The organism is Silvimonas terrae (genome assembly GCF_014202765.1).
GTDB classification, from domain to species: domain Bacteria; phylum Pseudomonadota; class Gammaproteobacteria; order Burkholderiales; family Chitinibacteraceae; genus Silvimonas; species Silvimonas terrae.
Genome location: NZ_JACHHN010000001.1, coordinates 575,408 through 597,547, shown reverse-complemented (window position 1 = coordinate 597,547; position 22,140 = coordinate 575,408). Strand labels below are relative to the sequence as shown.

At 59.6% G+C, this 22,140-nt stretch carries 20 protein-coding genes; 12 read left to right on the top strand and 8 right to left on the bottom strand.

Annotation, left to right across the window (positions count from 1 at the left end; translation table 11 throughout):
• Entirely contained in the window at positions 1–645 is a 645-nt protein-coding gene (locus HNQ50_RS02370) for a glutathione S-transferase family protein (protein ID WP_184097161.1), read from the bottom strand.
• 440 nt (positions 646–1,085) lie between these two features.
• Between HNQ50_RS02370 and HNQ50_RS02365 the strand changes: the two genes are divergently transcribed.
• A complete protein-coding gene (locus HNQ50_RS02365) occupies positions 1,086–1,346 on the top strand; it encodes a hypothetical protein (RefSeq protein WP_184097159.1) in 261 nt (86 codons plus the stop codon).
• Here the strand turns inward: HNQ50_RS02365 and HNQ50_RS02360 are convergent.
• Positions 1,332–1,892: a TetR/AcrR family transcriptional regulator gene (locus tag HNQ50_RS02360; RefSeq protein ID WP_184097157.1), complete on the bottom strand. Its 561-nt coding sequence runs from the start codon at positions 1,890–1,892 to the stop codon at positions 1,332–1,334. The two genes, HNQ50_RS02365 and HNQ50_RS02360, sit on opposite strands and share 15 nt — an antisense overlap.
• 215 nt (positions 1,893–2,107) lie before the next feature.
• On the opposite strand from HNQ50_RS02360, the gene HNQ50_RS02355 reads away from it, so the two are divergent.
• The 8 genes from HNQ50_RS02355 (at position 2,108) to HNQ50_RS02320 (ending at position 11,737) form a co-directional block, all read left to right on the top strand.
• Positions 2,108–2,371, top strand: coding sequence for a BufA1 family periplasmic bufferin-type metallophore (locus HNQ50_RS02355; RefSeq protein WP_184097155.1), 264 nt, complete (start codon positions 2,108–2,110; stop codon positions 2,369–2,371).
• 28 nt (positions 2,372–2,399) lie between these two features.
• Positions 2,400–3,239, top strand: coding sequence for an MNIO family bufferin maturase (bufB, locus tag HNQ50_RS02350; protein WP_184097153.1), 840 nt, complete (start codon positions 2,400–2,402; stop codon positions 3,237–3,239).
• Complete coding sequence (locus HNQ50_RS02345) at positions 3,236–3,970, top strand: HvfC/BufC N-terminal domain-containing protein (protein ID WP_184097151.1); 735 nt, start codon at positions 3,236–3,238, stop codon at positions 3,968–3,970. The genes bufB and HNQ50_RS02345 overlap by 4 nt, the downstream gene beginning before the upstream one ends.
• Before the next feature lie 16 nt (positions 3,971–3,986).
• Positions 3,987–4,457, top strand: a complete 471-nt coding sequence (locus HNQ50_RS02340) for a DoxX family protein (protein ID WP_184097149.1) — start codon at positions 3,987–3,989, stop codon at positions 4,455–4,457.
• A gap of 55 nt (positions 4,458–4,512) precedes the next feature.
• On the top strand, positions 4,513–5,502 hold the full coding sequence (locus HNQ50_RS02335; protein WP_184097147.1) for an L-threonylcarbamoyladenylate synthase: 990 nt from the start codon (positions 4,513–4,515) through the stop codon (positions 5,500–5,502).
• 511 nt (positions 5,503–6,013) lie between these two features.
• Positions 6,014–8,278 (top strand): arginine/lysine/ornithine decarboxylase, encoded by a 2,265-nt coding sequence (locus HNQ50_RS02330; RefSeq protein WP_184097145.1) that lies wholly within the window; start codon positions 6,014–6,016, stop codon positions 8,276–8,278.
• Between the two features lie 295 nt (positions 8,279–8,573).
• Positions 8,574–10,118, top strand: coding sequence for a diguanylate cyclase domain-containing protein (locus HNQ50_RS22440; protein WP_184097143.1), 1,545 nt, complete (start codon positions 8,574–8,576; stop codon positions 10,116–10,118).
• Positions 10,115–11,737 (top strand): diguanylate cyclase, encoded by a 1,623-nt coding sequence (locus HNQ50_RS02320; RefSeq protein ID WP_184097141.1) that lies wholly within the window; start codon positions 10,115–10,117, stop codon positions 11,735–11,737. The genes HNQ50_RS22440 and HNQ50_RS02320 overlap by 4 nt, the downstream gene beginning before the upstream one ends.
• A 7-nt stretch (positions 11,738–11,744) precedes the next feature.
• Here HNQ50_RS02320 and HNQ50_RS02315 read toward each other — a convergent pair whose 3' ends face one another.
• The 3 genes from HNQ50_RS02315 to HNQ50_RS02305 form a co-directional block, all read right to left on the bottom strand.
• Complete coding sequence (locus HNQ50_RS02315; protein ID WP_184097139.1) at positions 11,745–12,473, bottom strand: class I SAM-dependent methyltransferase; 729 nt, start codon at positions 12,471–12,473, stop codon at positions 11,745–11,747.
• Between the two features lie 110 nt (positions 12,474–12,583).
• The gene (locus HNQ50_RS02310; protein ID WP_184097137.1) at positions 12,584–13,171 is read right to left on the bottom strand and encodes a hypothetical protein; all 588 of its coding nucleotides are present in this window, start codon (positions 13,169–13,171) and stop codon (positions 12,584–12,586) included.
• A gap of 176 nt (positions 13,172–13,347) precedes the next feature.
• Positions 13,348–14,250 carry an AraC family transcriptional regulator gene (locus HNQ50_RS02305; protein ID WP_184097135.1) on the bottom strand — a complete coding sequence of 301 codons (903 nt, stop codon included), beginning with the start codon at positions 14,248–14,250 and terminating at the stop codon, positions 13,348–13,350.
• A 201-nt stretch (positions 14,251–14,451) separates the two neighbouring features.
• Here HNQ50_RS02305 and HNQ50_RS02300 point away from each other — a divergent pair, with 201 nt between their 5' ends.
• A complete protein-coding gene (locus HNQ50_RS02300) occupies positions 14,452–15,513 on the top strand; it encodes an NAD(P)-dependent alcohol dehydrogenase (protein WP_184097133.1) in 1,062 nt (353 codons plus the stop codon).
• Positions 15,514–15,692: 179 nt separating this feature from the next.
• On the opposite strand, the gene HNQ50_RS02295 is transcribed toward HNQ50_RS02300, so the two are convergent.
• The gene (locus HNQ50_RS02295; RefSeq protein ID WP_184097131.1) at positions 15,693–17,030 is read right to left on the bottom strand and encodes a TldD/PmbA family protein; all 1,338 of its coding nucleotides are present in this window, start codon (positions 17,028–17,030) and stop codon (positions 15,693–15,695) included.
• Positions 17,027–18,487 carry a TldD/PmbA family protein gene (locus tag HNQ50_RS02290; RefSeq protein ID WP_184097129.1) on the bottom strand — a complete coding sequence of 487 codons (1,461 nt, stop codon included), beginning with the start codon at positions 18,485–18,487 and terminating at the stop codon, positions 17,027–17,029. Before HNQ50_RS02290 ends, HNQ50_RS02295 begins: the two co-directional genes overlap by 4 nt.
• A gap of 669 nt (positions 18,488–19,156) precedes the next feature.
• On the opposite strand from HNQ50_RS02290, the gene HNQ50_RS02285 reads away from it, so the two are divergent.
• Together HNQ50_RS02285 and HNQ50_RS02280 are read left to right on the top strand one after the other, a co-directional pair.
• Positions 19,157–19,600: a DUF3304 domain-containing protein gene (locus HNQ50_RS02285; RefSeq protein WP_221302954.1), complete on the top strand. Its 444-nt coding sequence runs from the start codon at positions 19,157–19,159 to the stop codon at positions 19,598–19,600.
• A 665-nt stretch (positions 19,601–20,265) separates the two neighbouring features.
• On the top strand, positions 20,266–21,030 hold the full coding sequence (locus tag HNQ50_RS02280) for a hypothetical protein (RefSeq protein WP_184097125.1): 765 nt from the start codon (positions 20,266–20,268) through the stop codon (positions 21,028–21,030).
• A 9-nt stretch (positions 21,031–21,039) separates the two neighbouring features.
• On the opposite strand, the gene hisC is transcribed toward HNQ50_RS02280, so the two are convergent.
• Positions 21,040–22,140 (bottom strand): histidinol-phosphate transaminase, encoded by a 1,101-nt coding sequence (hisC, locus tag HNQ50_RS02275; protein ID WP_184097123.1) that lies wholly within the window; start codon positions 22,138–22,140, stop codon positions 21,040–21,042.

Below are 22,140 nucleotides of genomic sequence, written 5' to 3'. Positions count from 1 at the left end.
TTATGCCTCCGCTGCCGCCAGGCCCACCGCACTGCGCTGCATGGGCACAAAATCCGGCAGTTGTTCAATGCGGGCCAGCCATTGCCGCACATGCGGGTAGGCCACCAGCGACACATTGCCTTCCGGCGCGTGGGCGATGTAGGCATAGAACGCCAGATCAGCCAGCGTTTCATGCTCCGCCGCGAGGAAAGCGCGCGTGCTCAACCAGTGCTCCAGCACCTGCAACAGATCATGCGCAGTTTGCTGGACACGCGCGGTATCCACCGGCTTGTTAAACAGCACCGCAATCCGCGCCGCAGCCGGACCAGATGCCAACGGCCCGGCCGCCACAGCCAGCCAGCGCTGCACTGCGGCGGTGGCTTGGGGTGAATCGGGAAAATAATGCTGGCCGCCATATTGACGGGCCAGATACACCATGATGGCAGCGGAATCCGCCACGATGGTCCCGTTGTCATCAATCACCGGCAACAGACCGAACGGGTTCAGTTGCAGGAACGCCGGCGTTTTGTGCTCGCCCTGCTGCAAGTTGATATCGACCAGTTCATACGGCAGATGCAGCAACTCCAGCAGCAGTTCTACACGGTGACAATGGCCGGACAAAGCGTGCCGGTACAGGCGGATGGGTTGTTGCGGGCGTGATGGCATGACGGGCATTCCTGAGTTGTGATTCGAAAAAATAGCTGTGTGAAAGGCTTGCCCATTTTATATACCGAACGTTCGGTACAATCAAAGGAAAAAAGGATGGGCGGTAAAAGCATCTTGTATCAGGCAGGTGCTTTACATCCTGGCAAAACATGCGAACCGGGAAAGGCATGAAGCGCCTGTGGAGAAATGGACTTTTGTCCGATTTTCGCCAGCGCGGCTGGATTCCCGCCAAGGGGGCCGCCGAGGTGGCGCAGCACCTCGGCGGCCCCAAAGAAAGGGACGTGCCCCGGCCACCGCGGGTATCAAAATGCTTTCGCGCCACAAGGCGCGGCCAACCATTGCAATGGTGGATTGTCGCTTCGCTCCGAATCCACCCTACGCGTGGTTCTTGCCGGCAAAGGCCACCGCTGGTGGTAACCTGGATTCCCGCATTCGCCGGAATGACGAGTCAGCGAAAGCGCCAGCAAACCATGCTTGCCAATATCGCCACCCCGGATTCCCGCTTCGCTGCATCCGGGCTACGGCGTGGCCTCTGCCAGCAAAGGCCGCCTGCGGCGGCCGAACTGGATTCCGTCGTTCGCCGCAATGACGACGCAGTGGAACAGAATTCGCCAACTCATCCTGCCAGATTACTGCGCGAGGCCGGCCGCCGTGGTCAGCAATCCCGGCCACACGGCAAGAATCACTCACTCCCCCAGTAACCGCTCCGCCAGCTCCCCCACCACCCGCCGGAATATCGCCGTATCTCCCATGGCATGACTCACCACCAACGCGCCGTGAATAGAGATCACCACATCTTCGGCCCGGCGGCGGGCATCTGCATCAGCAAAACCGGCCTCATGCGCTACATCGGCCAATGCATTGATCAGGATCTGCAAGCGCTCGCCCAAGCGCTTTCCGAACAAGTCCCCTGCTTCCCCCACCGCAAATACATTGGTCAGGCAAGCATTTTTGCCACCGGCATAGAAGGTATCCAGCGCGGCGGCAAACGCCTGCATCCGCGCACGCGGGTCGCCCTGGGCCGCCAGTGGGGCGAGCATGTTATCGCGCACAAACTCGCCGGCGCGCAGCAACACGGCGGTACCCATGTCGGATTTGCCATTGGGAAAATAGTGGTACAGGCTGGAGCGGCCCAGCCCGGTGGCTTCAGACAAGATCGACAGGCTGGCGCCGTCATAACCGTAGTCGCGAAACACCTGCATCAGGGTATCGACCACTTCTTCACGCGTTGAGGTAGCTGCAGCCATAGTCTGTATCGAACGATCGGGACAATCCGAGCCTACGCCCGTCCTTCATCACTGACAACCTGCGCCACCACCCCTCGGGCGCGTTTTCTGGATAAATTCAAAAAAATTATTTGTCATGCTGTAATGGATGGCAAACGGGTGCGACCAAGCTAGCAAGGCCACTCTATGGTGACCTGAAATCGCAAAAACCAACCCTTGTCTGACGGAGAAACATCATGGATCAAAAGCAACGCCTTATCGCCTCTGCCTTCGCCGCTGCCCTCACCTGCGGTGTCGCCCTGTCTGCCCATGCTGCGGACGCCAATGCCAATAACGAAAAGTGTTATGGCATCGCCAAAGCCGGCCAGAACGATTGTGCAGGTAATGGTCATGCTTGCGCTGGCCAGGCCAAAAAAGACATGGATGCCGGTGACTGGAAATACGTACCGGCAGGCACCTGCGAAAAAATGGGCGGCATGACCAAGGCCATGGGCAAGTAGTTGTGTCCGCCACTGACCGGAGCCACCCGTGAACACCGCCCTCCCTCTCGCCGCTGGTCTGGGTTTGCGCTCGCCGCATATTCAGGAGGTACTCGCTACTGCGCCCACTGTGGCGTGGTGGGAAGTCCATAGCGAAAACCACTTTGGGGGCGGCGCGCCGCTGGCGGTGTTGCGGGCGGTGCGGGAGCGCTATCCGGTCAGTTTGCACGGCGTGGGCCTGGGGCTGGGTAGCCCTGGCCCATTGCAGACAGCGCACCTGGAACAACTGGCGGCGCTGGTCGCTGCCATCGAGCCCGCTGCAGTATCTGAGCATCTGGCCTGGAATCGTTATAACGGCCAGTGTTTTAACGATCTGCTGCCGGTGCCGCGTCTGGCCGGGGCCATCGAGCAACTGGTCTGCAATATCGATCTGGTGCAAACCCGGCTCAAGCGCCCCATCCTGCTGGAAAACGTATCCAGTTACGTGGTGTTTGAACACCAGGAGATGACCGAGGCTGAACTGCTGGCCGAACTGGTCACCCGCACCGGCTGTGGCATTTTGCTGGACGTGAACAATCTCTACGTCAATGCGCTCAATCATGGCATTGATCCGCTGACAGAAATCCGGCGTCTACCCCTGGCTGCGGTGGGGGAAATCCACATAGCCGGGCATGAGCAATGTGCTGACGTCGTCATCGATACGCACGGTGCCGCGGTCTGTGATGAGGTCTGGGCTTTGCTGGACGCCACACTGGCGCTGACTGGCCCGCGCCCGGTGTTGCTGGAGCGCGATACGCATATCCCGCCCTTGCCGGATTTGCTGGCGGAATGTGCCCAGGCGCAGCGACATCTGACGCAAACGCTCGCCAGCAACAAGGTGCCCGCATGAGCTACCTCGACGCCATCGCCCGCTTTGCCGATGCACTGAATGACGGCGCGGATGAAGCCGTTCCGGTCAGCGCAGTGACGCGCAGCAACCTGGGTTATTACCGGGGCAACGTCGCAGCCAATCGGGGAAGTGCCCTGCAAGCCGGGTTTCCCACCGTAATGGCACTGGTGGGTGTGAGTTACTTTGATGCACTGGCATTGGCTTACCAACAGGCGCAGCCGTCAGTCTCCGGCAATCTGCACGATGACGGTGTCGCGCTGGCAGACTTCATCGCCGGGTTTGCCCCTGCGCAATCGCTACCGTATCTGGCCGATGTGGCCCGGCTGGATTGGGCTGTTCACCGTGCGCATTTTGCTGCCGATGTACCACCGGCCGACCTGACTCCCTTGCAAAGTTTATCGCCAGCGGAGTTTGGTCTGGTGCGCTTGTCTTTGCATCCAGCCTGTACCGTGGTGCAGTCCGGCGCCTGGCCTATCCACGCCATTGACCGGATGCACCACGCCGGGCCGCCAGCCCAACTGGATGCGGGCGGCGAATCTGTCCTGGTATTGCGAGACGAAATACACCTGCTGGACGCTGCCGCAGCCAGGTTGATCGACACCCTCCAGCAGGGTCTGAACATCAACGCGGCCTGTGAAGCCGCCTGGCAGATCTGCGCTGATTTTGATCCTGGACCCACGCTCAGCCTCTTGTTCGGGCGAGGTCTTGTCACCGGTTTCGCTATTTCCTGAGCAAGGAATCCACCTCATGAATACCTTGATTGAACGCTGCGCCCGCTCGCAGCCTGGCCGGCTGTACGCCTTCGGTACCGCATTGGCCGCCGCACTCGCCCCGCTGGTAGACCTGGTTGCCCGGGTTTATGTGGCGCATGTGTTCTGGCTATCGGGCCTGACCAAACTGAACGACTGGCACATTACCCTGGCGCTGTTTGCCGATGAATACAAAGTGCCCATCCTGCCACCCGCACTGGCTGCGGTGATGTCGACCACGGGTGAAATTGGTTTTTCCATCCTGCTGGTGATCGGCCTGGCGGGTCGTTTCTCTGCGGCGGGCCTGTTTGTGATCAACGCAGTGGCACTGATTTCCTACCACGCCTCGCTGGATGCCGCCGGCGTGAAAGATCATCTGTTGTGGGGCACCATCCTCGCGTTCCTGGTGGTCCACGGCGTGGGGGCGATCTCTGCCGACGGCTGGCTTGGGCGCAAGCTGGGCCGCTAATCGCGGGCAACTGCAGGTATAATCCGGCGAGCTTTGCATCTCCGGATAACCCACCATGACCGTCTCCGCCGCCCAACAAGAACAGATCGACCTCGCCATTGCGCACCTGCGTGCCGGCGGGCTGGTGGGGCTACCGACCGAGACGGTCTATGGTCTGGCAGCCGATGCAGACAACCCGGAAGCCGTGCGCAGCATTTTCGCCCTGAAAGGCCGGCCGGCAGATCACCCGGTGATCGTTCACATTGCCGGCGTCGCCCAACTGGCCGACTGGGCGCAGAACATTCCGGACGCCGCCTTCAAACTCGCAGGGGCGTTCTGGCCCGGCCCGCTCACCCTCATTTTGCAACGCCAGCCGCATGTTCCTGACGCCGTCACGGGCGGCCAGGACACGGTGGGCATCCGCGCACCGTCTCACCCGCTAGCGCATGCCTTGCTGAAACAGTTTGGCGGTGGCATTGCCGCACCTTCGGCCAACCGCTTTGGTCATGTCAGCCCCACCACCGCCCAGCACGTGCGAGATGAATTTGGTGATGACCTGTCCTTGGTCCTGGAAGGCGGGCCGTGTGACATCGGCGTGGAATCGACCATTGTTGGCCTGACTGGTGAACAGCCCACCCTGCTGCGCCCCGGTGGCGTACCGCGCGAAGCCATTGAAGCGCTGCTGGGGATGCCGCTGATCCATCACCAGAAGTCGGACACCGCCAAAGTGCGGGTATCCGGCTTGCTCGACTCCCACTATTCTCCGCGCACACCCCTGGTGACCGGCGCGGCCAAAGTGGTGGACGACCAGGCCTACCTGGCCTTTGAACGCGGTCAGCGCGTGGTGCTGGTGACCTGCGGTGGCCGCGATATCCCCATCTGTGGCATCGACGTCCTCAACCTGCCCGCCGACCCGCAGACCTACGCGCAGCAAATCTACGACACGCTGCGCCAGCTTGATCGCAAGAGCTATCACACCATCTTTCTGGAACTGCCCCCGCACACCGCGCCATGGCTAGCGGTACAAGACCGCTTGCACCGGGCGGCGCATACGCGGTTGGGGTAAAGCCGGGTTCCGGAACACGCCTTGCAAACCGCCCCGCCAGCGGTTTTTTACGGCCTGTGCCGATTGTGCTGACCGCCCATCCCGCATGACGACCAAACCGGTGGTTTTTCTGCAAAAAACCAACGCGGTTTTTCCTGACCGGCCCCACCACTCAATCCTTTGTTTTACAAAGGGATATCCTGCTAAAACAAAGGTGACTTGCGCGTGTGTGGCCATGCCGGGTCACCGGTGTGTTTTGCATTTCATCAAATCTCCATTTTCATGGAGAAAAAACACGTTAATATACGCGCCTTTCAAGGACGTCCCAGACCGGCTCCGGCCCAGCGACAGACAGGGATTTGCAACGTTTTTGCATGTTGCAGGTCACATGTTTTCTGTCGCCCGCCTGCCGCCATGCGGAGGATGAACGCTGGTTTTACACAGGCCAGACTGTTCTAGCGCCCGTTTTTTTATGTTGCGCCTATAAGCCTCGTGCCCGAAGCGCTAATGTTTTTATTTGAAGGACATTGGCATGCGATTTTATTTTCCCCTTGTGATCATCGACGAAGACTTCCGCTCGGAAAACACCAGCGGTTCAGGGATTCGTGAACTGGCTGCGGCCATTGAAACCGAAGGCATGGATGTCATTGGCTATACCAGCTATGGCGATCTGACTTCCTTTGCGCAGCAACAAAGCCGCGCTGCCGGGTTCATTTTGTCGATTGATGATGAGGAGTTCGGTGGTGGCAGTGCAGAAGAAACCCGAACCGCGCTGACCAGTCTGCGGCACTTTGTTGAAGAAATCCGCCGCCGCAACCCGGATATCCCGATTTATCTGTATGGCGAAACGCGCACGGCGCGCCATATCCCCAACGATATCCTGCGCGAGCTGCATGGCTTCATTCACATGCATGAAGACACGCCGGAGTTCGTGGCACGCCACATCATCCGTGAAGCCAAGTCTTATCTGGATACTCTGGCCCCGCCGTTCTTCCGCGCGCTGACGCATTATGCGCAAGACGGTTCGTACTCCTGGCATTGCCCCGGTCACTCCGGCGGCGTGGCGTTCCTCAAGAGCCCGGTCGGTCAGATGTTCCACCAGTTCTTTGGCGAGAACATGCTGCGCGCCGACGTGTGCAACGCGGTAGATGAACTGGGCCAGTTGCTGGATCACACCGGCCCGGTCGCGGCGTCCGAGCGCAATGCAGCGCGCATTTTCAATGCCGATCATTTGTTCTTCGTGACCAATGGCACCTCCACCTCCAACAAGATTGTGTGGAACTCCACCGTGGCGCCGGGCGATATTGTGGTGGTGGATCGCAACTGCCATAAGTCCATCCTGCACGCCATCATGATGACCGGCGCGGTGCCGGTGTTCCTGATGCCGACGCGCAACCACTACGGCATCATCGGCCCGATTCCGCGCAGCGAGTTTGAGCCGGACGCCATCCGCAAAAAGATGCTGGCCAACCCGTTCTGCCGCGAAAAGCTGGAATCCAACCCGAATGTGAAGCCGCGCGTGCTGACCATCACGCAGTCGACCTACGACGGCATCATGTACAACGTGGAAGAGATCAAGGGCTTGCTGGACGGCGAGATTGAAACCCTGCATTTTGACGAAGCCTGGTTGCCGCACGCGGCGTTCCATGACTTCTATGGCGATTACCACGCCATTGGCGAAGGCCGTCCGCGTTGTAAAGAGTCCATGGTGTTCTCCACGCAATCGACCCACAAGCTGCTGGCCGGTCTCTCGCAAGCCTCGCAGATTCTGGTGCAGGATGCGGAACAGACCAAACTGGATCGCGACATTTTCAATGAAGCGTATCTGATGCATACCTCCACCAGCCCGCAGTACGCCATTATCGCCAGTTGCGATGTGGCCGCGGCCATGATGGAAGCCCCGGGCGGCACCGCGCTGGTGGAAGAATCGTTGTCTGAAGCTCTGGATTTCCGCCGCGCCATGCGCAAGGTGGATGAAGAGTACGGCGACGATTCCTGGTGGTTCAAGGTCTGGGGCCCGGCTGATCTGACCGACGAAGGTCTGGATCATCGTGACGCCTGGATGTTGAAGGCCGGCGAAGAATGGCATGGCTTTGGCGATGTCGCCGAAGGCTTCAACATGCTGGACCCGATCAAGGCCACCATCATTACCCCGGGCCTGAACATGGCCGGCGATTTCTCGGAATCTGGTATTCCGGCGTCCATCGTCTCCAAGTATCTGGCCGAGCATGGTGTGGTGATCGAGAAAACCGGTCTGTACTCGTTCTTCATTCTGTTCACCATCGGCATTACCAAGGGCCGCTGGAACACGCTGTTGACCGCGCTGCAACAGTTCAAGGATGACTACGACAAGAACGCGCCGCTGTGGCGCATTCTGCCGGAGTTCGTCCAGCAGTTCCCGCAGTACGAGCGCATTGGCCTGAAAGACCTGTGCCAGCAGATTCACGGCATCTACAAGGCGCGTGATGTAGCCCGCCTGACGACCGAAATGTATCTGTCCGATCTGGTGCCGGCGCTCAAACCCGCCAAGGCCTTTGCCAAGATGGCGCACCGCGAGATTGAACGTGTACCGCTGGATGAACTGGAAGGCCGCGTTACCGCTGTGATGCTCACGCCCTACCCGCCGGGCATTCCGCTGTTGATTCCGGGTGAAGTCTTCAACAAGACCATTGTTGATTACCTGAAATTTGCGCGCGAATTCAACCAGCGTTTCCCCGGTTTCGAGACCTATATTCACGGTCTGGTAGCGGTCCCGGAGAACGGCGTGACCAGCTACTACGTCGATTGTGTGAACTGAACATCTACCTTTGGGCGGAGCCGCCAGGCCACTGCCAGAAAGCGTCAAACGCCCTGACTTGTTCAGGGCGTTTTTATTTGTAAGTCAATCCTTACAACATGATCGATCAGCGCCAGGTTTTGTCCGACAAATGCAAAAAACCGGCAATCTGTTTGCCATCGACAATTTGATTCTTACTGGTTATGCCTCATTTTTAGCAAAAAACCCACATTTTTACAGGTGCGACTGTCGAAAATCGCAAGGAAGAAATTTCTAATATAGACTGCCTGAACCGCCTGCAAACAAGCCGCCAAAAGTGACTAAACCTGATCCAGCCGCCCTGATTGAAGAAGCGCAACGTTGCGTTGGCTCGGATCAGTCGCGCGCACTGGAACTGCTGCGGCGGGCACGTCGCCATGTCGACCCGCAAGCGAGCACCCAACTGGCGCAATGCTGGGTGACTCAGGCGCAAGTGCACTGGGCACGTCGCCAGTTCAGCCAGGGCCTGACTGCCGCCCGCAGATCGTTGCGGCTGTTGCAGAACGCACCATCTGAACGCGCGCAAGCGCTGTGGATCATGGCCGAATGCCAGCGCGGTCTGGGCCGTTACGCCGGCGCACTGGACGCCTGGATGGCGTGTCTTGAGATTTCCATGATGAGCCGCCAGACCGAACTGGCCGCCGTCGCCTGTGCCGGCATCGGCAATTACTATCAGTTGATCGAAAACACCCAGCATGCGTTAAACCTGCGCCGCCAGGCCTATGAATTTGCCTGCCAGAGCAAAGACCCGGCCACCATTGCCAAATGCGCCATTGCGCTGGCGGGGGACTACGTCCGCCAGCATATGTCGCATCAGGCGCTGCCTTTGCTGCAAGTGGCGCAAGACCTGATCACCCCGCAAATGGAGCCGACCTGGTGGGCAGAAACGCTCTATTACCAGGGTCTGCATGCGTTCCAGAACGGCAATAGCCAGCGCGCCCAGCGTGATCTGAACGAAGCCCTGACGCTGGCCCGCAAGGCTGATTCGCCGTGGGTCACCGTCCAGTGCCTGAAAGAACTGGCGCGCTTGCATCGCAACAGTGGCCGCTATGAAGCGGCGGTAAGCGATTTGCAGGAAGCCATCACCATCGCCCACACCTTTGATACGGGGTATCTGCTGCAATCCCTGTATCTGGTGTTGTGCACCTCGGAGGAAGCGCGCGGCCATTTTGACGCTGCCCTGGCGGCACACGAGGCCTATCACAACACACGTATGGCCTATCTGAAACGGCTGGATGAGCCCGGCTGCCGGCCTTCACCCAACCGGCTGGCGCAATTGCAATTGCGGCTGGAAGTGATCCAGGCGCGCAAGGAAAACGACCTCCTGCAGGAACGCCAGGCGGCCGCTTCGCAACGGGCTGCCAATCAGGCAAGGCTGGCCCTGCGGGCGGACCTCTCCCCCATTGAGCGCGGCGGGCTGGAGCAAGAACTGTTGCGGCTGGACGGCCAGGCCACCAGCTTGTTGAACGTGCGGCTGGAAAACCTCAACGAGATCAGCGAGCACTATTCCTTTGCCATTGGCGATCAAGTGTTGTCTGACCTGGGCCGCCGGCTGGCCATTTTTGCCCGCCACAAATCGTGCCATGCCGCACGCTATTCCACGGCCAGCTTTGTGTTGGTGGTGCCGGCAGAACAACAACATAGCGTACTGGAAGCGCTGGTGCATGAACTGGAAGAATTGATGGGCCATATGCAAGGCCCGGCCGCGCGCATTTGCCTGCGTGCCTGCCGCGTGCATGACCCCAGAACGGCATTGCGCAGCGTGCTCAAGGCCCCCGTACTGGCGCGCCTGCCCAGCATGAATCCGCTGGAGCAACCATGAGCCACGGCGGACATTCGCGCTTGCTGGACACCGAACTGGACCTCATCAGCGATATGTTGTTGAGTGCGCCGGAAGAAGCACGTCGGGTAGCGCTCAACATTGCGGAAGAAGCCAGCGTCTTGCACAGCCATGCCACCCTGGCCCGTGCGCGGCTGTATCACGCGCTGACTCTTATGTATCAGGGCCAACTGGAAGCCGGCACGCCGCTGCTGGAACGCGCCATTGAATCGGCCCGGCGTCATCGGCTGGTACAAGACCTGCCCATGGCGCTGGATCAAGCTGCCGATAGCGTGTTGCTGCAAGGCCGGTTTGATCACGCCATGCGCTACTGGGTGGAATGCCTGGAACTGGCGATTGCCGCCCGCAATACCGCCTTGTGTGTGCGCAGCCACCTGGGCATCGGCAAGATTCATTTTGCCCTGGGCGATTTTGAAACCGCCAAAACGCATCACCTGCGCTCGGCCGAGTACGGTCACACCTTTTACGACCCCACTATTTATTGCGCCACCTACCTGTGCCTGGCGGCGGATTTCTTGCGGCTGGAGCAGATTCCCAGCGCCTTTGTCGCCCTGAAAATTGCCCACGACGCCTTGCCGAAAGCGCGCAACAAAGCGGTCTGGCAGATTGAACTGGCGGCTTATTACGCCGAGGCCCACACCAGCAACGGCGACTTTGCCGCCGCGCAAACCTGGGTGGATGAAGCGCAGGCTGCCTGCAATGAAAGCGCGCAGCGCCAGCAATGGGGCGAGATCATCACCCGCGTGGCGGCAGCCAGCTTGCTGGAACGCCAGAACAAGCCCGCCGAGGCCATGACGCAGTTACAGCAAGCGCTGGATGATGCGCTTATTCTGAACGCGCCCAGCCTGACGCTGCGCATTCATCACAAGCTCTATCTGGTCAACAAGACCTTTGGCCAGTTTGAAGCCGCATTGCATCATCACCGGGCCTGGCATCAGGCGCTGGAATCGCAAATGGCGCGGCTGAACGAACAAAAGCTGCAACATGCCACCCAGCGCCGGCTGGCCAAACTGGAACAGCGCATGGAACTGGAACGTGCCCGCCACGAAAACAACCGGCTACTGGCGCGCGTGCAAACGCACGAGCAAACCATCCAGACGCTCTCCAGCGTGGCACAAACCGACGCGTTAACCGGGGCATGGAACCGTCGCGCGCTGGAAGAACGCCTGGCGCGCTTGCATGAAGAGTCCAGCACGGACGGCTGGCCACTATGCGTGCTGATGATTGATCTGGATCACTTCAAGGACATCAACGACCGCTTTACCCACATCCTGGGCGATCAAGTCCTCAAGGGCGTAGTGCATCTGATTGCCACGGCCTGCCGCAGTGACGAATTCATTGCGCGTTACGGTGGGGAAGAATTCACCCTGCTGCTGCCTGGCCTGCAACTGGCTGGGGCCATGCAGATTGCCGAACGTATCCGCACCACGGTGAACGAACACGCCTGGCCCTCACTGCCCGATGTCCGTCTCACCGTCAGCATCGGCGCGGCCGAACTCCAGGAAGGAGAAGAAGCCGCCTCGCTGTTAACGCGCGCTGACACTGCGCTGTACCGCGCCAAGCATGGCGGTCGCAATCAGGTGTGTGCAGCCGGGCAATAAGTGCCGGTCAAATGGCGGCGGAGACAATCAGGATCATCGGCCGCTCCCGCTCAATCGCCAGTTGCGGCTGCTGCTCGATTTGCGCTGCCGTCGGGGCAAATTCATCCATCTGCCTGATCTGAAAACCGGCATTCAGGAGCGTGTTGATGGTGGTCGCCAGGGTACGGTGATACTTGAGCACACCGCTCACAAACCAGTCGGTACGACGTTCGCCTTCTTCGGCATAAGCGCTCACCGGCCAGACCGTGTGGCCGGCTTCATCCTTGGTCCAGGCCGCCTGCGCACTGGCCATGAACACCGGGTGTTCAATGGTGAACACCAGGCGGCCACCGGGTGCCAGCGACTTGCGAATACTGGCGATGAGGCGGCCAAAATCAGCCACGTAGTGAAACGCCAGCGAACTGTAAACCAGATCAAACGCAGCCTCGGGTAGCGCCAGCGTATTGAGGTCTGCAATCTGGTACGTAATGGCCGGGTCCACCGTGGTATTGCGGGCGCGTTCAATCATGTTCTGTGACAGATCCAGCCCCAGCACCGATGCTGCTCCGTGTTCACGGAACCAGCGCGACGCCCAGCCAAAGCCGCATCCCAGATCAAGCACGCGTTGCCCGGTGACATCCGGCAGCATGGCACAAATGGCCGGCCATTCCGGCGCACCATCCAGCCCCAATACCTGCCGCGGAATGCCGGCGTAGCCCGCAAAGAAGTCCGGATTGTCATAGATGTTCTGCGTCATTCTGTATTGATCCGATCAGGAGTTGGCCTGGTGTCTGAGTCGTCAAGCTGGTGCCCAGACAAAAACGGGTGCCGCAGCACCCGTTGTTATTATCCCCCGGCCAGACCGGTTCAGCGTACGACGTCGTTATGCTTTTTGTTCCAGATTTTGTTGGACTGATGGTTTTCTGCCATCTGGATATGTCGCTGTTCCCCAGTGCCCACATGTCCGTTACGGGCAGCACGTGCCTCCAGATGATCATCATGCGCCTGGCCGCGTTCCAGCTTGCCGGTTTCCCGATTGGTCAGCGCCCCGCTCTTCACGCCATTTTCAATGCGTTGATCCTGGTTGATATTGCGCGCCACATCGGCCTGCATGCGCTTGCTGGATGCCGAATCGGGGTTGCCGTGCGCGCCGTTGGTTTCATCCCGGTTGATCGCCTGGCTGACCTGATTCTGGTCACGCTGGATGCGCGCCTTCTCCCCCGCAGAGAGGTTGCCGTTCCGCTCGGCATTGGCCTCGGTGCGATCCACGCGGGATTCATCCTGCTCCAGCCGACCGGCTTCTTTGGTGGTCAGGGAGCCGTTTTGCAGACCTTGTTCGATGCGTTCTTGCTGATTGGTATCACGCTGGACCTCCGTTGCAGTATCGGCGGCATGGGCACCTGCAAAGACGAAAGCACCGGCGACAGCGAGCAACAAACGGGAAACGTTTTTCATGATGTATCTCCTGGGTCGTTATCAGTGTCTGCAGGTTTCGTTCCTGCATAAGCCAATAACGGGGTCGTTTCACGTCACGACGACCCGCAAATACATCCGCTTGTAACCGGCTGCACAGAACTGTGGAAGACCTCACAAGACGCTGGTTTGCTGTCAACCTGCGCACCAGATAGCAGTTACTGCGCCAGCGCCGCCCCCACCTCTTCTACCGGGCTACGGCCAAAGCAGCGTTTGAATTCACGGCTGAACTGGGACGGGCTTTCGTAGCCTACGCGGTTGGCGGCAGCGCTGACATTCAGGCCGTCCTGCACCATCAACAAGAAGGCTTTATGCAGGCGCACGCGTTTGAGGTATTGCAGCGGCGAGGTAAAGGTCATGGCCTTGAAGTTGTGATGGAAGGCCGAGACACTCATATTGGCTTCCTGCGCCAGGGTGTCGATATCCAGCGTGGAGGCATATTCGGTATGCATGCGGCGCAGGGCGCGGGCCATGCGGCTGAAGTTGCCCTGACGGCCGGCCACGGCGCGCAAGGCACTGCCCTGGCTACCCTGCAGCGCGCGGAATACGATCTCGCGAATCAGGTGCGGGCCCAGCACATGGCTTTCCAGCGGGTGATGCAGGCAACGCATCAGGCGAATGATGGCATCGTCCAGCGTCGCGTCCAGAGGGGCCGAGGCCATCGGGATATCCGGGTTGGCGTCTGACAGCGGGTTTTCCGGCAGCGTTTCCATTTGCAGCATCAGTTCGCGCAACAGGCCGACATCTACCGGAATGCGCACACCCAGAAAGGGCTCGGTGCCGTGGATTTGGGTCTCGCATTCAAACGGCAACGGCACCGACATCACCAGGTAGTTGAGCGCGTCATACTGCCAGCAGTGTTCGCCCAGATAGCCCACCTTGCGGCCCTGGGCGATGACAAAAATCCCGGGCTCATAGAACACCGGTACGCGCGGCGTGTTCTGGTTGACGCGCATCAGCACCACGCCAGGCAAGCTGGTTTCGCTGATGCCGTACTCCGGCTGCAATTGCAGGATCAGGTCGGACAGGCGTTGATTGACGGGTAAAGCGCTGGCGGTCATGAGGTTGTCACAAGCAAGAAACAAGGCTGGACGAATGTATCAGCGTATACGCGTACGCGACAGGTGTTGTAGTGCTAATCAGCAGAATCAGGCAAGTGTTCCGCAGAAACGGGCATTCAAGATCACGGCGTACTCTCCAATAATACGCAGCAGTTTCCCTGCCTGCCGGCAGGGTCGCCCGCAACATGACAGGAGCACATCATGGCTTTGAATATTCGCAGTTTCGCCACCCCTTCGGCCACCTCGCCGCTGGGCCCTTTACTGGTCACACGCCGTGACCCGCGTGCCAACGATGTGGTCATCGACATTCTGTATTGCGGCGTATGCCACTCTGATCTGCACCAGGCCCGCAACGACTGGCACAACAGTATTTACCCGATGGTGCCCGGCCACGAAATCATCGGCCGCGTCACCAGCGTCGGTGCCAGTGTCAGCAAATTCAAGGAAGGCGATCTGGTCGGCGTGGGTTGCCTGGTGGATTCCTGCCAGCATTGCCCGTCCTGCGCGGAAGGTCTGGAGCAATATTGTGAAGAAGGCGCCACCGTGACCTACAACGGCATTGACCGTCATGACGGCATGCCGACGTTTGGCGGTTACTCCGAACGCATTGTGGTGTCCGACAAGTTTGTGGTGAACGTCTCGGAAAAAATTGACCCCAAAGCCGCCGCGCCGCTCTTGTGTGCCGGTATCACCACCTACTCCCCGCTCAAGCACTGGAAAGTCGGCAAGGGCAGCAAGGTGGCCGTGATCGGTCTGGGTGGCCTGGGCCATATGGGCCTGAAGTTTGCCAAGGCTATGGGTGCAGACGTGACCTTGTTTACCCGCTCGCCGGGCAAAGAGGCCGAAGCCCGCCGCCTGGGTGCGGATCATGTGGTGCTGTCCACCGATCAAGCCCAGATGGATGCCGTCGCCAACCAGTTTGACTTCATTCTGGATACCGTACCGTATTCGCACGACCTGAACCCGTACACCGCCACGCTCAAGCGCGACGGTACGCTGGTGCTGGTGGGTCTGATCGGGCCGGTAGAACCGACGCTGATGACCGTGCCGCTGGTGCTGGGCCGTCGTCAGGTTGCGGGTTCGTGCATTGGCGGTATCCCGGAAACCCAGGAAATGATGGATTTCTGCGCCGAACACAATATCGTCAGCGACATCGAGATGATCGACATCCAGAACATCAACGATGCCTACGAGCGCATGCTCAAGAGCGACGTGAAGTACCGCTTTGTGATTGATATGAAGTCGTTGCAGCAGTCGTTCTGATCAGGAGCGCAATCCAGCTTCGTAGGGTGGATTTGGAGCAAGGCGACAATCCACCATCGCGGTGGTGGATTGTCGCTACCGCTCCGAATCCACCCTACATGGCCGCACAAGAAAAAATCCCCGCATCTGCGGGGCTTTTTTTATTTAATGGTTATTTAATGGCGCGGGTCAGGCCGCCATCACAACACCAGCTTCAACTCCCGCAACAACGCGCCGGGCAAGTTCATGCTGGCACTGCTGCGGCCACCGTAACTGCCGGCATCTGCGAGGAAGGTGGTTTCCTGCGTCAGCGCTTCCAGTTCACTGCCCAGCATGCGGAACAGCGTGTCATCAAAACGCATGACATTGAGCGGTGCGACGATTTCGCCCTCTTCCACCCAGAAGCAGGCAAACCGCGTCATGCCGGTCAAACGGCCTGCCGCGCGATCGGAGTAATTCAGATACCACAGGTTGCTGACGTACAAACCGGTACCCAGCGCCTTGAGTACATCCGCCTGCGCCAACTCGCCGCCCAGCATGTTGAAAGATGCCGCCGCTTCCGAACCGTCTGCCCCGTTTCCGGCGATATCGTACTCCCGCGCGGTACGTGGGCTGATCAGGCTGCCGGCCAGCTTGCCGTGATCAATCAGCGTCACATGATCGGGCTTGATAAAGCCTTCTTGCTGAAAACGCGGCGCCAGGCCACCAGCCGTGTCTTCCCGCATGCTCACAAGGCTGGCGAACGACACATTACCCTGCAGCCGCAACAACGGGCTGCGCTTGGTGCGCATGCTTTTCTCGGAGAACGCGCCCCAGTTGAGCATGCCAATGATCTCGCCCAGCGCTGCCGGGGTCAGATAAGCGCGGTAAGCACCCGGCGTCAGCGATTTGGGGGCGTGTCCCAGCAAGGCGGCTTGCGTGCGCGCGGCGTCGATTTCCGCATGGATGGCGTGTTTGTCCCACACAAACCCGGCGCTGCCGCGTTTCACGGCTTTGTCGCCGTGCGAGTACAAACTCCAGTCGAAATTCCAGCTGGCGGTTTCCTGCCAGTTGCGCTGCCCGTGGTGATTGGCAAAACCGTAATACACCGGGCCGACCGCCAGAATGCCGACCAGATCAAGGCCCGCAGCGGCGTGGGTAATGTCTGCCACCATATCTTCGGCTGGCGGCAGCTGGTTGGCGGCCACGGACTCGGTAGACTGGACCTGGCTTGCCAGCAACAAATGCGGATCGTCTTCCACATCCGCCAAGGCCTCGCGCAGCTCAACCATGACCCGATCCAGGGCGTCGGTGTCCGCAGCGTTGCCAGAGAGCACGATCTTTTGCGAGATATGCTTCTGCCCCTGCACCAACCGGACCGTCAGGTAGGTTTGCGCCACCTGCCCGGCCTGGCGGACCAGACCGTGGTTAAAGCGCACAAAGTCAGAGGTTTCGCCTTCCAGCCACAGGGTATAACCCTCGCCGGTCTGTAAACGGTGCTGAACGTGATCAGCCAGCGCGTAGAAGTGCGCGCGGTGTTGTGATGGTTGCTGGCTCATGCGCCCTCTCCCCCGAATACGTCGATATTGCCAAACACACACGCCGGGGAAGCGTGCCCCACGCGAATCACCTGATTGGGTTCACCCTTGCCGCAGTATGGCGTCCCCATCACATCGTCGGTGCTGCCATTGCCCACGGCTTTGAGCGCACGCCAGAAGGTGGCGGAAATCCCGCGATAACCAGGGTTCTTGACCACACCCTTGAGCTGGCCGTTTTCGATCAACTGACCCCATTCACAACTGAACTGGAACTTGTTGCGCGAGTCATCAATAGACCAGGACACGTTGGTGTCCATCAACACACCGCGTTCAATGCCGCCAATCAGTTCATCCAGCGTTTTGTCGCCGGCTTCCACGTTCAAATTGGCCATGCGGTCGATCGGGGCGCGGTTCCAGTTGCTGGAACGGCTATTGGCTACGCCTTGCACCGGTTTGCCTTCAGCGGCGGCACGGGCCTGGCTGATGGCGCCACCCAGCGGACGTTCCAGTACGCCATCCCGGATCAAAAACGCTTTTTCAGCGGCGTTGCCGTCATCATCCCAACCGTAGGCAGCAAATTCATTGCTGCGGGATGGATCATAGGTCACGTTCAACAGCGGCGAGCCGTAGCGGTATTCGCCAAACATATCCAGCGACACAAAGCTGGTGCCGGCGTAATTACGCTCGTCCCCCAGAATGCGATCCAGCTCCAGCGGGTGGCCGATGCTTTCGTGGATTTGCAGCATCATTTGCGAGGGCATCAGCAGCAAATCCATATTGCCGCCAGGGCAATTGGGCGCCAGCAACAATTGCAGCGCTTCATCGGCCACGCGCTTGCCGGCACCATACAGACCAGATTGCGTGAGCACTTCCATCCCGCCCTGGCGGCAGTAACCGTTGTACTGGCCGCCCAGGCTGCGGGTTTGCGAGTCCCCTTCGGCAAACGCCGTGGCCGACAGTGACGGAATCACCGCCCGGTAATGTTGTTCTACCGCGCCGCCACCGGAAGTCAGGTACACCTGGCGCACTTCCAGCCGATCCACATTGGCGCCCCAATCGACAATGCGTTCGTCAATCTGGCAGGCGCGGGATTCATCCATCAACAGCGCCATCAGGTCTTTGCGATGCCAGTTCAGCGGCTGCTCTGCAGTTGGGCCCAGATAACGGCCAGTGGGATTCGGCGGGGCAATCTGGCGGTAATCGAACACCGAGCGGTGCGCGGTGGCCAGTGCCCAGGCTTTGGCACGTTCAAACGCGGCGATAATACCGGCGTCCGAGAGGTCTGGCGTGGCGGCGTAGCCATAGCCGCCTTGATGCATCACGGTAATCATGACACCGCGATCAAGGCTGCGGCCAATCGGCAGCGGCGTGTTCTGGCGCACGGCGAGGCTTTCTGTTTCTTCCTCGACAAACCGCAGCGAACAGAAATCCACGCCGCTTTCCAGCGCGCGAAAGCGTTGTTCCAGGGTTTTCAACATGGTGATTCGTCATCCTGCACACGGCTTATGGCCGTGTGATGTGGGTTGAGCGGGCACGGCAAGCGTCATACCGTACCGGTGTTGGCGTCATTCCGGGCGCCTGTCCTGCCCGCCCGGGCCATGCCGTATCTTAAGTTTTCATTCCCGTGTCATCCAGTACCGTCAGCCCTTGTTGCGTGGATGAGCGCAAGATGGGCGAAACATGCGCCAGCAGTGCATCAAGCACCCAGCGTACCTTGCGCAGACCTGTGAGGAACGTTCTAGTGGCGTTCAGCAATGCTCTGCTTGAGAGAAGCCCGCCCTTCAGACCCCTCCAATTCAGATCAGCAAAACTGGATCACTGGAATACCACAGGGCAGAGCCACTCAGAATACCTGAGTACGGCTTACATTCTTAATTCGGATTACATAAATCAACGGCATTACTGATCTGTCCCGCGCAGACGTTCTTCTCTATAAAAAGTGACTTCGCCCCCCACCAGGCTTGGTCATGCCGTTCTTCTACCACCCATATCGCGCACGCCAAAAAACCACACCCCGCCAACGAGACGAGCCGGCCCAGGGAGTGCCCCATCGTCATTGGCAAACTCCGTTCAGGATCAGCCCACGGGTTAGCCGGTACCCAACTTCGGTCCGGCAACATTTTGCCTGGTACCTGGCAACGCTGGTCTTGTTAACCGGTTGCGCCTCTGCAGACCAACCCCAAGAGCCGCAGCGTGATGGCCCGTCGCTGATGATGGTGCCGGTGAACCATTACGAGCGCTATGCCGACACCATTTTTGTGGACAAGTACTGGGCGGGCAATGTGGGAAGACGCCACTCAGATGGCTCGCCGGCTGGTGGCGGCGGCGCAGTGTGTTGTTATGCCGGATATAAGGACTGGACCAAGCCCGTCAAAATCCGCTGGAAATGGGGTAGTGAGGACGATCCTGTAACCAAAGTAGTAACCAGGGACAACGAATGGCACGAAGTCCTAGCCACGCTGCCCGGCCCGCCCAACCAGGACACCCCTGATCCCCGCTATGCCGATGCCTACCTGTGCGTGATCCTGCGGGATCGGGACAGGGTGGATCTGGATTACGCCTATTCCCGCGGCGACTGCGCCGACAAATAGAGGAACGACACCATGACGGTAAGGCAAGCCGGTGCACCGGTGACGGATAAAGAATTACAAGCGGCCATGTGGATCAATTGCAGCCGACAAATCAGCGAAGACTATGACTGGCAAGGCAACAAGGCGGATATCTTCAAATGCCATTTGTTGCCACGGGTCGCGTTCTTTGTTGATGGCTTCCGCAAGCTAACCCGGCTTTGGCAAAAGGGGGCAATGGCACTGCTTGCCAGCGCGCTGCTGGCCGGTTGCGCCTCGGCTGATCAGCCCCAGGAGCCCCAGCGTGATGGCCCGTCGCTGATGATGGTGCCGGTGAATCACTACGAGCGCTATGCCGACCCGGTATTTGTGGACAAGTACTGGGCCGGCAATGTGGGCAAGCGCAGACCAGATGGTTCGCCCGCTGGCGGTGGCGGTGCGGTGTGTTGCTATGCCGGGTACAAGGATTGGACGAAGCCGATCAAGGTTCGCTGGGCCTGGGGGCTGGAAATGAACAGGGAAACCGAACAGATAATTCGTCCAGACGAATGGCACGAAGTCATGGCCACGTTACCCGGCCCACCCCACCAGGACACACCCGACCCCCGCTATGCCGATGCCTACCTGTGCGTGATCCTGCGGGATCGGGACAAGGTGGATCTGGCTTATGGCACCGGCAGCGGTATGGATTGCGCGGATATGCCAGCCAGGAACAGGGCCGGGATAACCTGCTGTCACGCCTGTCGCTGCGGGAGATGTACAAGGCGGCACTGGAGGCCGGGGTGGCGCTCGACTCGATGGACAGAATGCGTGCTGAATCCTGGCTGGAATTTCAGCTACCCCCGGATTCCCCCGTCATTGCCGCCTACAACAACTACATGGCCCGCCTGCCCGCCGCCACGTCCGACGCCAGCCTGGAAACCCTGATGCTGGCACATCGGGTGCCCTTCTTCCGTTACCGCCGGCTGCTGGCAGATCCAGTCAACCGCCGCTTGCTGCTGGGGGCGCTTACCCCGGCCCTGCCGGCTGCCCAGTACCAAGCCACCCCGGCCGCCACGGATGCCAGCCACCCGGAAAAACCGGACAAACAATGGCAACCGGCCACCGCCAGTGACATGGAACAGGCCACGCAACTGGTGGCCGAACAAAAACGGCTGGAAAATTATGTCAACTGGCTGCGCTCACCCTGGCAACGCGGCCCTGGGGCGCAGGCCGACCGCTATACGCTCACGGATTATGACCGGCTGTTATTGACCACCTGGGACGACACCACGCCCTTTTCATCGGAACAAACCCAGTTGCTGGCGCAGCATGTCCATGACTCAGTGGCCGCTTTTACCAATTGGCCGTGTGCCTTGTATGAACAGCGCGGCGTGTTCAGCGACCGTCTGCATACCGATGCACGCAATGACCGCTGGCCAGCAAGGGACAATAAAACCACCGCAATGGCTTGAAGAACTCAATCAGTCTTGCAGTGCTTCTTCCAGTGCCGCAATAAAGCGGGCGTTCTCTTGCGGCAAGCCAATCGATACCCGCAGGCTGTCTGGCATGCCGTAGCCCGCAATCGGCCGCACGATTACGCCACGCTGCAGCAGAAACTGGTTCAGCGCGGCGGCATCGCCACAATGAAAGGTCACAAAATTGCCGTAGCCTGGAATAAACGGCAGCCCCAAGCGCACAAAGGCATCGGTCAGTTGTTTCATGCCGGCATCGTTCACCCGGCGGGTTTCCTCCAGAAACGCCGTGTCATCCAGCGCCGCGCAGGCAGCGGCTTGCGCCAGGCTGTTGACGTTGAACGGCTGACGCACACGATTCAGGATATCGGCCACTTCCGGGCTTGCCAGCGCAAAGCCCACACGCAAGCCGGCCAGGCCATAGGCTTTGGAGAAAGTGCGCACGACAATCACATTGGGGAAGCGTTTGAGCCAGCCCAGCGTATCCGGGCGTTTTTCCGGGGCCAGATATTCTGTATACGCTTCATCAAGCACCACCAGCACCGTAGGCGGGCAGCTTTCCAGGAACTCCACCAGATCGCCAGGGCGCGCCAGCGTCCCGGTGGGGTTGTTGGGGTTGGCAATCCAGACCACTTTGGTGTTGGGCGTGATGGCGGCCAGCATGGCCGGCAAGTCGTGACCATAATCCACGGCGGGTACTTCAATACGCGTCGCGCCGACCGCCTGCGTAGCCAGCGCGTACACCGCAAAGCTGTATTGCGAATAGACGGCGGCATCCGCAGGGGTCAAAAAAGCATGCGAGACCAGTTCCAGAATGTCGTTGGAGCCATTGCCCAATACCACCTGACTGGTATCGACGTTGTATTTTCTGGCCACGGCAGCTTTCAGATCAAAGCCGTTGCCATCCGGGTAACGCGCCAGATCAGCAATCCCGCGCTCCAGTGCGGCTTTGGCCTTGGGGCCGATGCCCAGCGGGTTTTCATTGGACGCCAGTTTGACGATATCGTCCGGGTTCAGGCCCATTTCACGCGCCAGTTCACCAATGGGCTTGCCGGGCTGATAGGGGGCGATGGCGCGCACGTAGTCAGGCGCCAGATCACGTAAGGACAT

Coding starts and splice junctions, on each gene's coding strand:
- HNQ50_RS02370 (WP_184097161.1), bottom strand. CDS start 645: ATGCCATCACGCCCGCAACAACCCATCCGCCTGTACCGGCACGCTTTG.
- HNQ50_RS02365 (WP_184097159.1), top strand. CDS start 1,086: ATGACGAGTCAGCGAAAGCGCCAGCAAACCATGCTTGCCAATATCGCC.
- HNQ50_RS02360 (WP_184097157.1), bottom strand. CDS start 1,892: ATGGCTGCAGCTACCTCAACGCGTGAAGAAGTGGTCGATACCCTGATG.
- HNQ50_RS02355 (WP_184097155.1), top strand. CDS start 2,108: ATGGATCAAAAGCAACGCCTTATCGCCTCTGCCTTCGCCGCTGCCCTC.
- HNQ50_RS02345 (WP_184097151.1), top strand. CDS start 3,236: ATGAGCTACCTCGACGCCATCGCCCGCTTTGCCGATGCACTGAATGAC.
- HNQ50_RS02340 (WP_184097149.1), top strand. CDS start 3,987: ATGAATACCTTGATTGAACGCTGCGCCCGCTCGCAGCCTGGCCGGCTG.
- HNQ50_RS02335 (WP_184097147.1), top strand. CDS start 4,513: ATGACCGTCTCCGCCGCCCAACAAGAACAGATCGACCTCGCCATTGCG.
- HNQ50_RS02330 (WP_184097145.1), top strand. CDS start 6,014: ATGCGATTTTATTTTCCCCTTGTGATCATCGACGAAGACTTCCGCTCG.
- HNQ50_RS02320 (WP_184097141.1), top strand. CDS start 10,115: ATGAGCCACGGCGGACATTCGCGCTTGCTGGACACCGAACTGGACCTC.
- HNQ50_RS02315 (WP_184097139.1), bottom strand. CDS start 12,473: ATGACGCAGAACATCTATGACAATCCGGACTTCTTTGCGGGCTACGCC.
- HNQ50_RS02310 (WP_184097137.1), bottom strand. CDS start 13,171: ATGAAAAACGTTTCCCGTTTGTTGCTCGCTGTCGCCGGTGCTTTCGTC.
- HNQ50_RS02305 (WP_184097135.1), bottom strand. CDS start 14,250: ATGACCGCCAGCGCTTTACCCGTCAATCAACGCCTGTCCGACCTGATC.
- HNQ50_RS02300 (WP_184097133.1), top strand. CDS start 14,452: ATGGCTTTGAATATTCGCAGTTTCGCCACCCCTTCGGCCACCTCGCCG.
- HNQ50_RS02295 (WP_184097131.1), bottom strand. CDS start 17,030: ATGAGCCAGCAACCATCACAACACCGCGCGCACTTCTACGCGCTGGCT.
- HNQ50_RS02290 (WP_184097129.1), bottom strand. CDS start 18,487: ATGTTGAAAACCCTGGAACAACGCTTTCGCGCGCTGGAAAGCGGCGTG.
- hisC (WP_184097123.1), bottom strand. CDS start 22,140: ATGTCCTTACGTGATCTGGCGCCTGACTACGTGCGCGCCATCGCCCCC.